The following is a 14,648-nucleotide window of genomic DNA, read 5'->3' on the forward strand; positions in this document are numbered from 1 at the left end:
GGATTTTTTGCTATTTGGGTTGCTTATTATTGGTTTGACAGCTTTTCTAGGTATTATAGGCACTTTTATTGGACAAAAAGTATTTGGAAGAAGGACACTATCCTCACTACTTAACGAAACGAAAAAAAGTCAAAACAGTTGGCATCCTGTGAAACGGAGAAAATGAGAAGAAACCACCTTCTGCTTAATAAGAAGGTGGTTTCCCATTTATGGAGTGTAGTTTACATTTGGCGTATATCTGTTTCCAGCATTCCACAGCAAAAATTCATTTATGCCGTTTTCTTTTAACGCTCTTACCTGTTCCTCAACTTGCCTTTTCCCGTAGACCTGATAATTTCCCGAACCAAGATAGGAAGCTGTGAAATCCTGAATCCAAGGACGAGAAGTCGGAGGATCGCTCATTGCAGCTAACTTTTTGCCTTCTACTTTCGCATATTCTGTAATGAGGCGATACGGTTCAAGATCTGGTTTAGCGATGCCAAAGTACGAGCCCCAGTGACTTGGATAAATCATTGAAGAGATTACATCGACATGCTCTGAAATTTTCGTAAAGTTTTGGCCGATGCCAGGCGCTTCAGGCAAAGTTGCAGTGTAACCAAAAATATCAACGGAAACATCAACATCATACATCTGGAGCTTCTCTTCTGCGTATGCAACAAAATCAGTAACTGCCTTCACACGTTTTTGAACATTGTCCATTTTCAGATCCTTATATTCACCCATAGAATATGTCAGCTCATCATCTCTTTTTTCAAATCCTTCTGGAAAACGAACATAGTCAAATTGAATTTCTTTGAAGCCCATCTTCGCCGCTTCGATTGCAATTTGTACATTGTAGTCCCAAACTTCTTTCAAGAAAGGATTTACAAAGGCGTCTCCCCGTCCGTTTGTCCAAACTTGCCCACCGTCTTTATAAGAAAGTTCAGGGCGTTTTTTAGCCAGGACTGTATCTTTAAATACAACGATTCTCGCAATCGGATAAATTTCGTTCTTTTCAAGTGTTTTCAATACACTCTTCGGTTCCTTAATAAACGGCATTCCGATATCGAGTTTAGCAATCGGGGAATCTTTTTCAGGAACATATGTAAGATTACCATAATCATCTTTTATATCGATTACCATCGCATTCAATTCAGTGTTTTTCACAAGGTTTACCAGCTTGTCAAATTTAGCTCCCCCTGCTGAATGGCCTGTTAGATAAATACCTCTAACTGCATCGGGATAATCAAAATTAAATCCCGAATCATAAACAAACCTTGGCATAAATTCTGGTACTTCTAAATTGTGCTCCGATAATGCCACTTCACTATGCAATGACGAAGCTTTTGCTTCCTCTTCGGCAAAGACTGCCGGTGCCAACAAAAGGGTAGCCAGTGATGCGATCAGAACTGATGTTAACTTCTTTCCTTTTTGGCGCACTATTTCCTCTCTCCTTTTTATATGCTTATTCTATTATACTTCCAATAAATTCTTTTTTAAAGGAGATTAATAGACAAATTATCCAACCCCTCCAATCTTTACAAGCGCAATTTTCACTATTGATTTGATATTCCTCACATGTTATATTGTTAAACAATATATTTAAAAAGTCCTTCTAATATACGGTTTAAAATCATCACAAAAATGGAATAAATATAATTCCAAGGAGGTGCTGGTATGAGAAAAGTATCACTTGGCGATCTTTTTGCCAATTCATATACGAGGAAGTATATCTCGCGCTCCGGGCTCCATCATGCTATTTCTACCGCATTTCATGCCTTTCGCCTGGCAAAACAATACAATGTGGATGTCGATCTAGCTGTAAAAGCAGCCTTTTTGCATGATATTGGGCATTACACCTGGTACAGGAACGGTGAATGGGACTTTGAACTCTATAAGAAGAACGATATCCATGCAATAAAAGGATCTGAGAGGGCTCATAAACTCCTCATTAAATTAGGAGAGGACAGGGAAAACGCTAAAGAAATTGCTCTTGCTATTCTATTCCATACCGATTCATTTATACCCGGAGGAAACCTGCAACTGACTCCTCTTCAAAAGGTTGTTGCACTGGCTGATGAAGCTGATGAAGAACCTGGGGGTAAACATCACTATAAAAAAATTTCTGCAGAAAAAGCAGCAAAGCTCATCGCAAAACTCGATAAAAAAATAGAAGCAGAATACGAAAGTACCACCTTAAAACAAAGCGTATAACAGCACGCTTTCAAGATGAACTTGGCCAGGTGCCAAGTCATTTTTATTTTCCCAAACATTATGTCAAATTTTCGATATTTCCATAATCAGTCGACGAAGGTTGTTCTGCCTGTTATATTGATAAAGAAAAAGATGAATACGTTAACGTCAAACTCCAAGTTATGATTTATCCCTCTGTATTTTCAACATGAGAAAACATAAGTTATTTAAAAACATTTTTCTGAGGAGATTATATATGGCACATCTTCAATTCATGGCAGGAATTTCTTCGGCTTTACTTGTTATCGCTATTCTACTGGATTATTCTATACTCGAAATTCCTTCTATATTACTATCTTATTTGCTTATTCAAACAATTGTTTTGTTTATCCTTCACCAGTATCAAAAGCACAAACGAAAAAACGGGTAGGGAGAAACAAGTTGAATTGACCTATCAATAGATAATAAAAAAACGATCTAAAAAGATCGTTTTTTCATATTAAACAGTGGCCATAAATTGTTCGTATTCTTCTTCGGTACATGCGACCCAGTGCCCTTTTTTGACTTCTCTAAGAACACGCTTTTCACCGCTTTTCGGTGCATAATCTTCCGAGTCGTATAATTTACGTGTTCTTGAACGCTCATATTCAGGATCTGGAAGAGGAATCGCTGACAATAATGATTGTGTATATGGATGTAACGGATCAGCATATAACTCATCACTATCTGCTAATTCCACGATTTCACCCTGATACATAACACCGATTCTGTCACTGATGTACTTAACCATAGAAAGGTCATGGGCGATAAAAAGATAAGTTAACCCTTTTTCCCTTTGAAGCTTTTTCATCAAGTTTACGACCTGTGCCTGAATAGACACGTCAAGAGCTGAAATAGGCTCATCGGCAATAATGAATTCGGGATCAACTGCAAGTGCCCGTGCAATACCTATACGCTGACGTTGGCCTCCACTAAATTCGTGCGGATAACGGTTTGCGTGTTCTTTGTTAAGTCCTACCGTTTCTAACAATTCATGAACACGAGCCATTCTTTCTTCCTTATTTTTAGCCAGGCCATGAATATCGATTCCTTCAGCGATAATATCAGCCACTGTCATACGCGGATTTAAAGAAGCGTATGGATCCTGGAATATCATTTGCATTTTACGGTTAAACTTTTTTAACTCTTTGGCATTCTTCTTGCCGTGAACATTTTCTCCATCAAAGATAACTTCGCCGTCTGTTGCATCGTACAGGCGGATAATGGTACGTCCGGTTGTTGATTTTCCACAGCCCGACTCTCCAACAAGACCGAAAGTTTCTCCCTTATAAATATCAAATGTTAAGCCATCAACCGCTTTAACAACAGATTTGCCAACTTTAAAGTGCTGTTTTAAATTCTTTATTTCAAGTAATTTCTCATTAGCCATTACGCTCACCATCTTTCGTCACCATTGTCGGCTTTGAGGATGCCATTCCTTTCATGCGCTTCTTGATCGCTTCAGGTGGCTCTACTTTTGGCGCTTTTTCGTGAAGCAGCCATGTTGCCGCATAATGAGTATCTGAAATTTTAAATAATGGCGGCTCTAATTCCGTATCGATTTTCATCGCATACGGGTTACGAGGCGCGAATGCATCCCCTTTTGGAGGATCCGTTAAATCCGGTGGTGACCCGGGAATTGCAATCAATTCCTCTTCACTTGTATCCAGAGATGGCATTGATCCAAGTAATCCCCATGTATATGGATGCTGTGGATTGTAGAAAATCTCATCCACTGTTCCTGTTTCTACTATTTTGCCAGCGTACATAACTGCTACTCTATCCGCAATGTTTGCTACAACACCAAGATCATGCGTGATAAAAATAATAGACGTTCCCATTTTTTCCTGTAAGTCTCTTAACAATTCAAGAATTTGCGCCTGGATTGTTACGTCAAGTGCAGTTGTAGGCTCATCAGCGATTAAAATTCTTGGATTACATGCAAGTGCGATCGCAATGACAACACGCTGGCGCATACCACCTGAGAACTGGTGAGGGTATTGACTCACTCTAGTATCCGGGTTTGGAATTCCTACTAGTTTTAATAGCTCGATAGCACGCGATTTTGCTTCTGTCTTGCTCAATCGCTGGTGCTTAATAAGCCCTTCCATTATCTGCTTTCCGACTGTCATCGTCGGGTTTAAGGAAGTCATCGGATCCTGGAAAATCATTGAAATCTCAGATCCGCGAATGCTTTGAAGCTCTTTCTCGGACATCTTAGCTAGATCCTTACCGCCGAATAAAATTTCACCCTCTTTAATTCTTCCAGGAGGATTCGGAATAAGCCCCATAATAGCCTTGGAAGTTACCGATTTACCAGAACCCGATTCCCCTACAATCGCCAGGGTTTCCCCTTTTTCAAGATGAAGGTTTACACCGCGAACGGCTTTTACTTCTCCTCCAAACGTATCGAAGGAGACATGTAGATCCTTCACTTCTAAAATTTTTTCCATTTTATCTCCCCCTATTTACGTAACTTAGGATCAAACGCATCGCGCAATCCGTCACCTACAAGGTTAAATGCAATCATCAATAAACTGATTACGATCGACGGATATAACACTAAGTGCGGATAAATTTGCAAACTTGAAAATCCATTATTGATGATGGATCCTAACGATGCTTCAGGCGGTCGAATCCCTAAACCGATAAAGCTCAAGAAAGCTTCAAAAAAGATAGCATTTGGAATGGTAAACATCGTTGTGATTATGATTTGTCCCAATACGTTCGGAATCAAGTGCCTTCCGATTACACGCCCATCAGAAGCACCAAGCGTTCTTGATGCTAGAACGAATTCCTGGTTCTTCAACTTCAGAACCTGCCCACGAACGATACGGGCCATTCCTATCCATCCGGTTACTGCCAGAGCCAAAATGATTGAGAGTATCCCTGGCTCAAAGATCAAGATAAACAAAATGATAAGGATAAGGTTAGGTATACCTACTAATACCTCAATGATACGTTGTAATATATTATCAACACGGCCGCCATAAAAAGCAGAAATTCCACCATATGCTACACCGATCACAAAATCAATAAATGCTGCTGCAAGTGCGATAAACAGAGATATCCTTGTTCCCTGCCACACACGTGTCCATTGATCACGGCCAAACTCGTCGGTACCAAACCAGAAGTATTCGTCTACTCCCTTTGCTTCATACTGGTCAACACCGCGAATATCGACTCCATTCAAACCGAGGAATCCAACGTTCTCTAAGCCCGGTACCTTAGCTGGCAGTTTTGCACGCATCAGGTCCTGTTCATGATAGCTATATTCATTCATCATTGGCCCGAAGATCGCAAGTAAAGATAATACTACGATAATAACTATTCCAATGATCGCACCAAGGTTTTTACGAAGTCTTCTCCACGCGTCTTTCCAAAAGCCTGTACTCTCTCCAGCGATCTCTTCGTTTTTAGATGAATCGATGTCGGCGGGCTGGAACATGTCGTCTGTTAAATCTGGCAGTTGCTCTTGTCTCATGCTCATCTTTATTTCCCTCCCGCTAAACGAATTCTTGGATCTACAATTCCGTACAACACATCTACTACGAGGATAACTACTATAAATAGAATACTAAAGAATAAGGTTGTTCCCATGATGATCGGGAAATCGTTTGTCATGATAGACGATACGAATTTTTCACCGAGTCCCGGGATAACGAAGATTTGCTCAATTACGAGTGTACCCGTCATCAAAGCTACTACCATCGGTCCCATGATCGTAATAATTGGAATGGAAGCGTTTCGAATAGTGTGTTTAATAACAACTGCAGTACTTGTTAATCCTTTTGCTTTCGCTGTAGTGATATAGTCTTGACCTAATACTTCAAGCATTTCTGTTCTCATGAACCTTGCAATCGTTGCTGTTACAGCAGCAGCAATCGCAATTGTCGGCATAATCGTGTATTCAAATCCTTCCCAGTATGCAACCGGCAGCATTCCCCACTTAACACCAACCCAGTATTGCATCATACCAGCAATGACGAATGAAGGAATGGAAATACCTAATACTGCGATTATCATAGAACCATAATCCAGAAAAGTATTATGTTTTAAAGCCGCAATTATACCAAGCAACAACCCGAAAATGGTACCAATTAAAAGAGATTGAAAACCAAGATATGCAGATGGCCCAATTCTTTCCCCAATGATCGTTGTTACTGAACGCCCGTCCTGCTGGAATGAAACTCCAAGGTCGCCTTTAAACAAGTTCGTCATGTATGTTACATATTGAACCGGTACCGGATCGTTCAATCCGTACTTTTCATTCATTTGTTGAATTTGTGATTCTGACATTTTTTCCTGGTTGTTAAACGGAGTACCAGGAAGCAATTTCATTAAGAAAAACGTCAATGAAGCGATAATAAGGAAGGTAACTAGCATTGATACTACCCTTCCGCCAATATAACGTCCCACTACAACCAACCTCCTCAAAAAATACCTGCTTTTTTATTATCTGTCGAAAACTTGTCGATATCAAGTGTTTTTTTTCTGTGAATAACGGAAATACACACTTTTTTGACAATTGTTAATACAGGTAAAAAGAGAGTATATGCCAGGATGACATATACTCTCCTGAAATGCTTTTAAGTTACTCAGAGAAGATTATTTACCTTCAATCTTAACCCATTTCAAGCTTGTATCAGCACCGAACGGGTGAAGGAAGTAATTTTTAACATAAGGCTTCATAAGGCTTGCAGTACCACGTTGGTATGTTGGTACGATCGCAAAATCTTCCTCGATAAGAACTTTTTCAGCATCCTGCATCATTTTCCAGCGCTTTTCAAGGTCAGTTTCCTTTTTAGCTCCGGAAACTAGCTTGTCATATTTTTCGCTGGTATAGTTCATACGGTTGTAATCTGCACCTGTTTCAAACATGTACAAGAATGTCATCGGATCTGGATAGTCTGGACCCCAGCCTCCAGTAGAGATATCAAAGTCACCAGCAGTTTCAAGCTCTAGGAATTGTTTCCAAGGCTGTTTGTTGATCGTTACATTCAAACCTTCAAGTTTAGTTTGGAACTGTTCTTTTGCATATTCTGCAATTTTAGAAGCAAGTTCAGTGTCTGTAGTCAGGAATTCTAGGTCAACACTGTCTTTTCCAATCTCTTGAAGACCTTTTTCCCATGCTGCTTTTGCTTCCTCTGCTCCCTTGTCCGCTAAGAAACCATCTGGAGCGAATTCACGGAAGTCTTTTCCGTTAGGGCCAAATGCGAATTCTTTTGGTACGAAGTATTTTGCTGCAACAGAACCATTGTTAAGTAGTACATTAACTAGACCTTCTCTATCGTAAGCAAGGTAAAGTGCTTTACGGATATTTGTGTTAGCTAACGCTTCGTTCTTCTGATTCAGACGTAAGAAGAACATTGTTGGTTCAAGACGTGTAACGAAATCTTCGTTGCCTTTATACTGGTCAACAAAGTCTGCACTCAATCCAGCACGGTCAACTTTTCCAGTTTCATAAAGGTTAACACCAGTAGCAACGTCTTTTACGATTTTGTAAGTTACTTTTTCAAGGCTTACAGTTTCGTTATCCCAATATTCAGGGTTTTTCTCGAATGTCCAACCGTCACCGTGGTTCCACTCAGACATTACGAATGGTCCGTTGTAAAGCATAGTGTCAGTTTCAAGCGCATACTTGTCACCCTGCTTTTCAACAAAATCTTTTGGTTGTGGATAGAATGTAGCAAAAGTTAGCAATGATTTGAAATAAGGTACTTTTTGTGTAACTGTAATTTCTAGTGTTTTATCATCTACTGCTTTAACGCCAAGTTCATCGACTTTTCCGTATAACGGATCTCCTTCAGTGATGATCGCGTTAGCGTTTTTGATGCCTGCGGTACCAAACATAGAAGCATATTGAGATAAAGAATCAGGATTCATTGCTTTCTTCCATGCAAAGATGAAATCGTTTGCCGTTACCGGAGTACCGTCAGACCAATTTGCATCATCGCGGATTGTGAATGTATATACTGTTTCTCCGTCTTTTTCTTCTTCTTTCGGCTCATCTGCAGCCATACCAAGAACCGGTTTGTTGTTCTCATCAAGACGATAAAGTCCTTCGAAAATCTGGTTCATCGCATTAAAAGATGTTGCGTCAGTCGCTTGAGTCGTATCCATTGATGGAATCTCTGCAGACTCAAGCAGGTTAAGTACTTGTTCACTTTTTCCTTCGCCGCCTTCAGCGTTTCCGCCTTCGTTGCCGCCCTCACCAGCATTGTTGTTTCCGCCGCCTCCGCATGCAGAAAGGAAAATGCTCAGGACAAGGATTAACGAAAGAAATACTGTCCATTTAGTCTTCCTCATGTTGTGATGACCTCCCTTTAATTTTGCAGCCCATATAAAGCTACCTTTCAAAAAAAGCTTTACACATCCAAAACAGATGTGAATTGCTATCCACAATTCGTATTATACAAGTTTTCTAACTATTTTGCATAAGATTTTTTTATCAAAATTTACAAAAACCGCGTGTTCATTACGGTTTCGTAACAAAAAATAGGTACTAAGACCTAGTGTTATTTTAGTGTTTTTGAAACTGTTTTTTAAAAATTGCATTCTTTTGCATGAAAACAAATACCTATAATTTCTTTTTCAGTCATTCTTCAATACACATTGTATAGCCTATACATCTTTTAATAGATACACAACTTTCTGAAAAATAAAGGATATGTAAATCCTCTTTACAAACCTATTGAAGCATCACTTCGACAAATCTTATTGTACGTTAAGACAACTTCTTATATACTAGAATGGAATATTTTTGGCTCTGGAGGCACAAATGAAAAATTTATTTGGTAAAATCCTTGTAACAGTAGCAGGATCTCTGTTGATATCTTTTGGATTAACGCTCTTCTTTGGAGGGTTTTCGATATTGAACTATGTGAATAATGTATTCCTTGTCAGTCTGGCCCTGTTGATGATCGGCGGCATTTTTTATGTATTGCAGACTGGTTTCTTCAACGGAATAGTTTACAGCTTTAGGCGATTTATTAAAAGCACACAGAAACGAAAAATGATCGAAGACGACGAACAGGAGATCCCATACTTTGTTGATTATACGTTTCCTTTTACTTATGCAATGATCATTGCAGGGGGAGCATTGTTTCTGATTTCTATTTTTATTGGCTTTTCAATGATTTGATTAGTTGCCTTTCCTTTTGGCTTTTTGTATACTACTTTTACAAATAAACCAGTGTTATGTGATGAAAAAGATTAGTACATTATGTTGTTGTTCTCAGAGAGCCCGTGTTTGCTGAAAACGGGCAGCAACTCATAATGGAATGGACTTTTGAGCATCCAGGCTGAACATTGCAGTAGGTTCTGGCGCCAGTCTTAGCGTTATCAAAGACTCCGTACCCTGGTACGGGAAGAGAGATCTTGCGTATGCAAGATAATTAGGGTGGCACCGCGGTCATTCGTCCCTATAGATAAATGGGATGGATGGCTTTTTTATTTTGTCTAAATTAACATAAAGGAGAGATTTTTTATGTCTACAATTTTTTCAGGCATACAACCGAGCGGAACTTTAACGCTGGGAAACTATTTGGGAGCTATGAAACATTTTGCCGAACTTCAAAATGAACATGACTGCTATTTCTGTGTCGTAAACCAGCATGCTATCACAGTTCCACAAGAAAAAGCGGAACTAAAGAAAAATACGAAGAACCTTGCAGCACTTTATCTTGCTTCAGGTATAGATCCTGAAAAGTCCACTTTGTTTATCCAGTCCGAAGTACCAGCACATGCTCAGCTTGGATGGATGCTTCAATGTATCGCATATATTGGAGAACTTGAACGTATGACACAGTTTAAAGACAAATCAAATGGAAAAGAAGGAGTCAGTGCCGGCCTGCTAACATATCCTCCTTTGATGGCCGCTGATATTTTACTTTATAGTACCGATATGGTTCCTGTTGGCGAAGACCAAAAGCAACATATTGAGCTTACCAGGGATTTAGCTGAACGATTTAATAATAAATATAATGATATCTTCACAATCCCTGAACCACGGATACCTAAAGTGGGAGCAAGAATCATGTCATTGCAGGATCCTTTAAAAAAAATGAGCAAATCTGATCCAAATAAAAATGCCTATATCTCCATGCTCGATGATGAAAATACAATCATCAAGAAAATAAAAAGAGCTGTGACGGATTCTGACAATTCTGTCTATTATAATAAGGAAGAGAAACCTGCAATCTCTAATTTGATGACGATTTATTCATTATGTTCCGGTAAGTCGCTTGACGAAATTGAGGAGTTGTATAAAGGAAAAGGATATGGCGAGTTCAAAGAAGGCGTAGCCAGTGTGGTGGTAGATACGTTGATGCCGATCAGAAAAAAATATGACGAGTTAATCGAATCTGACAAACTTGATGAAATTTTAGATGAAGGTGCAAACAAAGCGAATCGCGTTGCCCAGAAGATGTTATTTAAAGCAGAACGGGCGATGGGGCTTGAGAGAAAGAAAAGATAAAGCATATGAAAAAGCAGAGCCTTTGAATGCTCTGCTTTTCTTAATTATTTTCTAGTTAACATGGGTCCCCTGTTCAAGTTCCCATATTTTCTCGAAATAAGGTTGTCCCTTTATAATACTTTCACAAATTTGCTCATGTTTCATCGACCAGCCGTTTTCAACTTCTTTATAAAGGCCTTTCCATGCTTCTTCTAACTCCATAGTTTGAATCGACATGTACATTTTAGGCTGGCATTCTGTATACCAGTATCGGATTTCTTCTACACTTCCACTCGTATAGAGCTGATCGAGCGCCATAAACAACAGTTGTTTCAATTGCCTTTCTTTCCTGGTTAAACCTCTCATCACTTTTGGTTCAGGAGATAAAATGTGATATTCTCTATTGTCGGAGATGTTATCAAAGACATATTCGTTCGCAGTTAGGTCTTCTATCATTTCAAAGACTGCTTTTTCCTGTCTTGGAATGACTCTGCTTTTTCGGATCGGAATTCTGTAGCCAAGGGTATCAACCACAATGACTCCATTTCCATCAGTAGCCAGAAAGCAATGGTCCAGCGGGGAGCGTTCGTTGTTTTTCCTGATGTAGCTTTTCTGATAAATCTCCTGCAGGAGGCTTTCTGGAAGCTCTGCCAGGTCATTCTCAATATAATGAAATAGCGCTGAGGTTACTTTAAGAACCGGAACCTGATCTAAAAGTTCAATGAAATCGTCTTTTCTCCATTCATGAAAATCACAAACGTTATATCCGTTTTCTTCACCCTCAAACCAATTCACCCATACATCACGCAAATATAACATTTGATACCCCTCACTTCTCAACTGTTTGTAAAAACAGTATAGTCAGAGGTTAGACAAATTATTCCAAGGTTCCTATATTCTTGTAAGAAAAAAATATTCCTTGTTTTCATGCCGTTTTCAGAAAGAGAGTGTTTTGGCAGAATAACGCTAACTGTGATCACATTGAGTTTCACTCCGGGCAGTTGCTTTCCGCGGCAACACTTCAGCTTCCAGCATACAATCAACTGAGGTGTTTGATAGTTAAACTACAACTACAACTACAAATCCAAATCCCAGAGAAACACACGTTAAAAGAGCTCCCTTAAGCATATTGCTTAAGGGAGCTCTTTTTAGTCTTCATATCTTTTAAATACCAGGGATGCATTGTGTCCGCCAAATCCTAACGAGTTATTTAGTACGGCATTTACTTTCGCTTCCCGGGCTTCATTCGGCACATAGTCCAGGTCACAATCCGGGTCTGGAGTTTGATAATTGGTTGTTGGAGGTAAAATCCCCTGGCTTAACACCAGTGTACAGAATATGGATTCTACTGCACCTGCAGCGCCCAGCAAATGCCCTGTCATAGATTTAGTTGAACTCATCGCTAATTTATAAGCATGTTCACCAAAGACTGCCTTAACAGCTGCCGTTTCGAATTTATCATTATATGGAGTACTTGTACCATGTGCATTTACATAGCCGATATCTTCAGGACTTAAGCCAGCATCCTCTACTGCCATTTTCATAGCACGGGCTCCGCCTTCTCCTTCAGGTGCAGGCTGGGTAATATGATAAGCATCGCCAGTTGATCCATAACCAACTATCTCTGCATAAATTTTCGCTCCACGTTTTTTTGCAGATTCCAATGATTCTATTACGAGTATCCCTGCACCTTCTCCCATAACGAAGCCGTCACGGTTTGCATCGAACGGTCTGCTGGCTGTTGCAGGATCAGGATTCCCGGATAACGCAGTCATAGAATTAAAGCCTGCTACTGCCATATTTGTAATCGGAGCTTCTGAACCGCCGGTTATCATCACATCAGCATCTCCTCGCTGAATAACCTTAAATGCATCTCCTATCGAATTAGTTCCAGATGCACATGCGGTTACAGTACAGGAGTTGATCCCCTTTGCTCCAAGCATTATCGATACTTGACCCGATGCCATATCTGGAATCATCATCGGAACAAAGAACGGGCTCACCCTGCGTGCACCTTTATCTAAAAACTTCCGAAACTGCTCTTCATATGTTCCCATACCGCCGATGCCAGAGCCAATCCATACGCCAACCCGATCAGCGTTTTCATCAGTGATTTCTAATTTTGCATCTGCGACAGCCATTTGCGCTCCAGCTACTGCAAATTGAGTGAAACGATCCATTTTCCTTACTTCTTTTCGGTCGATGAATTCTGAAGGGTCGAACTGATTTGCTTCAGCCGCCACACTAACAGTAAACATATCGGGATCTACTCTTGTCAAAGGCCCGATACCTGATTCACCGTTTAATATATTTTGCCAGGTATCCTGTACATTGTTTCCCAGTGGTGTTACAGCACCGAGTCCAGTTATCACAACACGTCTTTCTTGCATAGCCACACAACTCTCCTTTTATCCATTCGATCAAATTTTATTTGCCCATTTTCAATGCAACTGCTCCCCAGGTGAGCCCGCCGCCAAAACCTACAAGAACAACTATGTCGCCATCTTTCACTTTCCCTTCATCAACAGCTTCACCAAGAGCAATCGGTATAGTAGAAGATGATGTATTTCCATATTTTTGTACGGTTTTAGCCATTTTTTCTTCCGGAAGCTCTAACCGCTGTCTGGAAGCTTCCATAATTCTAATGTTTGCCTGATGTGGCACAAGATAGTCAACATCCTCTTTCGTTAAACCAGCCTTTTCAATTACGTTTAAAGCAGATTCCCCCATCTGGCGAACTGCAAATTTAAATACTTCTCTTCCGTTCATCACGAGATGTGGCCCATCTTGATATAGATGTTTTGCTCCAGCACCATTAGATCCAAGCTCAAAGGAAAGTATTCCATTCCCCTCGGACACTGGTGCCATCACACATGCTCCTGCACCATCTCCAAATAATACTGCTGTATTTCGGTCTTCCCAGTTTGTAATTTTTGAAAGTTTTTCAACTCCAACAATAAGAATGTTTTTGTAAGTATGGTTTTTAATATATTGATCTGCGGTTATCATTCCGTACATAAATCCCGCGCATGCAGCACTTAAATCCATCGCCGCAGCATTTGTAGCACCAAGCTTATCCTGGATTAAACAGGCAACCGACGGAAAGCCATAATCTCCTGTAACAGTAGCGACAAGGATAAGATCGATATCCTGAGGAGCAACATTCGCGTCTTCTAAAGCACGTTTCGCTGCTTCATATGCCAAATCGGAGGTATCCATATCATCATCCGCTATTCTTCGTTCTTCGATACCGGTCCTTGTTCGAATCCACTCATCAGAAGTATCCACTATTTTTTCTAAATCAAAATTAGTTAAGACTTTTTCAGGAACATACCTTCCAAGCCCGATTATCCCTGCATTCATGTAAATTGCCCCTTTGTAAGTTTTTACTATCAATTATTAGTATCTGGTACCAATTTTAATTTATTTTATGTTTTTTGTCTACTTTCTAAAACTAAAATCAGACCGGGTTCAAAGAAGAAAAACACACTAAACTAAAACATTCATATAATAAAACAACTATTAAATTCGAAAAAAGGAGGGATAAGATGCCATATCCTTTCTATGGTTATAATAGTGGTCTTCTTAATGGGTATAATCCTTTTTTCACTCCAAATCCATGGCAAACTCAGGGGCCTGTCCAGCCATTTCCCATGTATTATCCAGCTCCACTACAAGCACCTTTCCCATACAGCCAATCTTTCGGGCAATTTAATCAGCCTTATAAACCTTTCAATTATCCCCAAACTCCTCCGCAATCACCATTGATGAGCTATTTTACAAAGGAAGATGGAAAATTTGATTTTGACAAAATGCTAAACACCGCAAATAAGATGGCAGGTACGGTTAATCAAATTTCCCCGATGGTAAAACAAATGGGTTCTCTACTTTCTTTGTTTAAAGTGTGATCTGGTGATAGTTCTCTAATTTAAGCCTGATAGCAAACTTCCTGTTAAATCACAAAAAGACGGCGCTGCAT

14 protein-coding genes and 1 other annotated feature are annotated in these 14,648 nt (G+C 39.8%); of the genes, 5 read left to right on the plus strand and 9 right to left on the minus strand.

The window, feature by feature from the left end:
• Nucleotides 1–207 precede the first annotated feature (207 nt).
• Nucleotides 208–1,419 (minus strand): putative glycoside hydrolase, encoded by a 1,212-nt coding sequence (locus tag FCL54_RS08285; protein WP_246055178.1) that lies wholly within the window; start codon nt 1,417–1,419, stop codon nt 208–210.
• 237 nt (nt 1,420–1,656) lie between these two features.
• Here FCL54_RS08285 and FCL54_RS08290 point away from each other — a divergent pair, with 237 nt between their 5' ends.
• Entirely contained in the window at nt 1,657–2,193 is a 537-nt protein-coding gene (locus FCL54_RS08290) for an HD domain-containing protein (RefSeq protein ID WP_138125248.1), read from the plus strand.
• 235 nt (nt 2,194–2,428) lie between these two features.
• Nucleotides 2,429–2,602, plus strand: a complete 174-nt coding sequence (locus FCL54_RS23910) for a hypothetical protein (RefSeq protein ID WP_171016743.1) — start codon at nt 2,429–2,431, stop codon at nt 2,600–2,602.
• Between the two features lie 69 nt (nt 2,603–2,671).
• Here the strand turns inward: FCL54_RS23910 and FCL54_RS08295 are convergent, their stop codons facing one another.
• From FCL54_RS08295 to FCL54_RS08315, 5 genes are all read right to left on the minus strand, one after another.
• A complete protein-coding gene (locus FCL54_RS08295) occupies nt 2,672–3,601 on the minus strand; it encodes an ABC transporter ATP-binding protein (RefSeq protein ID WP_138125249.1) in 930 nt (309 codons plus the stop codon).
• Nucleotides 3,594–4,664 carry an ABC transporter ATP-binding protein gene (locus FCL54_RS08300; RefSeq protein ID WP_138125251.1) on the minus strand — a complete coding sequence of 357 codons (1,071 nt, stop codon included), beginning with the start codon at nt 4,662–4,664 and terminating at the stop codon, nt 3,594–3,596. The genes FCL54_RS08295 and FCL54_RS08300 overlap by 8 nt, the downstream gene beginning before the upstream one ends.
• An 11-nt stretch (nt 4,665–4,675) precedes the next feature.
• A complete protein-coding gene (opp3C, locus tag FCL54_RS08305; RefSeq protein WP_425467115.1) occupies nt 4,676–5,701 on the minus strand; it encodes an oligopeptide ABC transporter permease in 1,026 nt (341 codons plus the stop codon).
• Nucleotides 5,702–5,703: 2 nt separating this feature from the next.
• On the minus strand, nt 5,704–6,630 hold the full coding sequence (opp3b, locus tag FCL54_RS08310; RefSeq protein WP_138125253.1) for an oligopeptide ABC transporter permease: 927 nt from the start codon (nt 6,628–6,630) through the stop codon (nt 5,704–5,706).
• 189 nt (nt 6,631–6,819) lie between these two features.
• Complete coding sequence (locus FCL54_RS08315) at nt 6,820–8,520, minus strand: peptide ABC transporter substrate-binding protein (protein ID WP_138125255.1); 1,701 nt, start codon at nt 8,518–8,520, stop codon at nt 6,820–6,822.
• Nucleotides 8,521–8,992: 472 nt separating this feature from the next.
• Here FCL54_RS08315 and FCL54_RS08320 point away from each other — a divergent pair, with 472 nt between their 5' ends.
• Both FCL54_RS08320 and trpS read left to right on the plus strand, forming a co-directional pair.
• Nucleotides 8,993–9,355, plus strand: coding sequence for a DUF3899 domain-containing protein (locus tag FCL54_RS08320; RefSeq protein ID WP_138125257.1), 363 nt, complete (start codon nt 8,993–8,995; stop codon nt 9,353–9,355).
• Between the two features lie 52 nt (nt 9,356–9,407).
• Nucleotides 9,408–9,640 (plus strand) — a binding site (T-box leader).
• 60 nt (nt 9,641–9,700) lie between these two features.
• Complete coding sequence (trpS, locus tag FCL54_RS08325) at nt 9,701–10,690, plus strand: tryptophan--tRNA ligase (protein ID WP_138125259.1); 990 nt, start codon at nt 9,701–9,703, stop codon at nt 10,688–10,690.
• 51 nt (nt 10,691–10,741) lie between these two features.
• Here trpS and FCL54_RS08330 read toward each other — a convergent pair whose 3' ends face one another.
• The 3 genes from FCL54_RS08330 to FCL54_RS08340 all read right to left on the minus strand — a co-directional run bounded on the left by FCL54_RS08330 (nt 10,742) and on the right by FCL54_RS08340 (nt 14,032).
• Nucleotides 10,742–11,488: a YjbA family protein gene (locus FCL54_RS08330; protein WP_138125261.1), complete on the minus strand. Its 747-nt coding sequence runs from the start codon at nt 11,486–11,488 to the stop codon at nt 10,742–10,744.
• A gap of 329 nt (nt 11,489–11,817) precedes the next feature.
• Nucleotides 11,818–13,059: a beta-ketoacyl-ACP synthase II gene (fabF, locus tag FCL54_RS08335; RefSeq protein WP_138125600.1), complete on the minus strand. Its 1,242-nt coding sequence runs from the start codon at nt 13,057–13,059 to the stop codon at nt 11,818–11,820.
• 37 nt (nt 13,060–13,096) lie between these two features.
• Nucleotides 13,097–14,032, minus strand: a complete 936-nt coding sequence (locus FCL54_RS08340; RefSeq protein ID WP_138125263.1) for a beta-ketoacyl-ACP synthase III — start codon at nt 14,030–14,032, stop codon at nt 13,097–13,099.
• Nucleotides 14,033–14,217: 185 nt separating this feature from the next.
• Here FCL54_RS08340 and FCL54_RS08345 point away from each other — a divergent pair, with 185 nt between their 5' ends.
• Entirely contained in the window at nt 14,218–14,577 is a 360-nt protein-coding gene (locus tag FCL54_RS08345) for a YppG family protein (RefSeq protein ID WP_138125265.1), read from the plus strand.
• The last annotated feature ends 71 nt before the right edge of the window (nt 14,578–14,648 follow it).

This window comes from Exobacillus caeni (assembly GCF_005747095.1).
GTDB classification, from domain to species: Bacteria; Bacillota; Bacilli; order Bacillales; family Guptibacillaceae; genus Exobacillus; species Exobacillus caeni.